At 61.5% G+C, this 1,268-nt stretch carries 2 protein-coding genes; both read left to right on the top strand.

Features of this window, described 5'->3' with window-relative positions:
* The coding region (locus HV798_RS31535) for an amino acid ABC transporter permease (RefSeq protein ID WP_175196693.1) at positions 1–449 on the top strand (449 nt) is incomplete at its 5' end.
* 74 nt (positions 450–523) lie between these two features.
* Positions 524–1,264 carry an amino acid ABC transporter ATP-binding protein gene (locus HV798_RS31530; protein WP_006386910.1) on the top strand — a complete coding sequence of 247 codons (741 nt, stop codon included), beginning with the start codon at positions 524–526 and terminating at the stop codon, positions 1,262–1,264.
* Positions 1,265–1,268: the final 4 nt, after the last annotated feature.

Genomic DNA, 1,268 nt, shown 5'->3' with positions numbered 1-1,268 from the left:
TGCCGCTGTTCCTGCCCGAAGGCTTTTCCATCGACAAGCTGTTGCGCGCGCAGATCGCGATCATCATGTTCGCGGCCGCGTACATCGCCGAAACGGTGCGCGGCGGCCTGCAGGCGATTCCGAAGGGGCAGTACGAAGGCGCCGATTCGCTGGGCCTGAACTACTGGCAGCAGATGCGCAAGATCATCCTGCCGCAGGCCCTGAAGATCGTCATCCCGCCGCTGGTCAGCATCTTCATCGCGCTGTTCAAGGACACCTCGCTGGTGGTCATCATCGGCATCTTCGACCTGACGCTGGCAGCCAAGGCGGCATTGTCCGACGCGGCATGGCGCGGATTCGGGGTAGAGGCGTACCTGTTCATCTCGCTGATCTACTTCGTCTTCTGCTTCTCCATGTCCAAATACAGCCAGGCACTGGAAAAACGCCTGGCCACGGGTCACGAACGCTAGGCTCAACAGCCCCGCACTTTTGCCGCGCGTCCGCCCCAAGCGGACGCGCACCGCGATACTTAGGGAGTACAGGCATGTCTGATGCCATCATTCGACTGCAGGACGTGAACAAGTGGTACGGCCAGTTCCACGTGCTGCGCAACATCAACCTGGACGTGGCGCCGGGTGAGCGCATCGTGGTGTGCGGGCCGTCCGGCTCGGGCAAGTCCACCATGATCCGCTGCATCAACCGGCTCGAAGAGCACCAGAAAGGCCACATCATCGTGGACGGCACGGAGCTCACCAACGACTTGAAGCACATCGAGACCATCCGCAAGGACGTGGGCATGGTGTTCCAGCATTTCAACCTGTTCCCGCACCTGACGGTGCTGGAGAACCTGACGCTGGGCCCCATGTGGGTGCTGAAAAAGCCGCGCGCCGAAGCCGAAGCCACGGCCATGAAGTACCTGGAACGCGTGCGCATTCCGGACCAGGCCAAGAAATTCCCCGGCCAGCTGTCCGGCGGCCAGCAGCAGCGCGTGGCGATTGCCCGGTCGCTGTGCATGAGCCCCAAGATCATGCTGTTCGATGAGCCCACCTCGGCCCTGGACCCGGAAATGGTCAAGGAAGTGCTGGACGTGATGGTCAACCTGGCCCAGGAAAGCGGCATGACGATGCTGTGCGTGACCCACGAAATGGGCTTTGCGCGCAAGGTCGCCAACCGCGTGATCTTCATGGACCGCGGCGAGATCATCGAGCAGAACAGCCCGGACGAGTTCTTCGACAATCCGCAGAACGAACGCACCAAGCTGTTCCTGAGCCAGATCCTGCATTGATCTG

This window comes from Achromobacter deleyi, assembly GCF_902859705.1.
In the GTDB taxonomy this organism is placed as follows: domain Bacteria; phylum Pseudomonadota; class Gammaproteobacteria; order Burkholderiales; family Burkholderiaceae_B; genus Achromobacter; species Achromobacter deleyi.
Note: the sequence above shows the minus strand (reverse complement) of the source record. Positions and strands in the feature narration are given on the sequence as shown.

What these genes read in the sequence shown, in the direction of transcription:
- HV798_RS31530 (WP_006386910.1), top strand. Translation starts at nt 524, where the DNA reads ATGTCTGATGCCATCATTCGACTGCAGGACGTGAACAAGTGGTACGGC.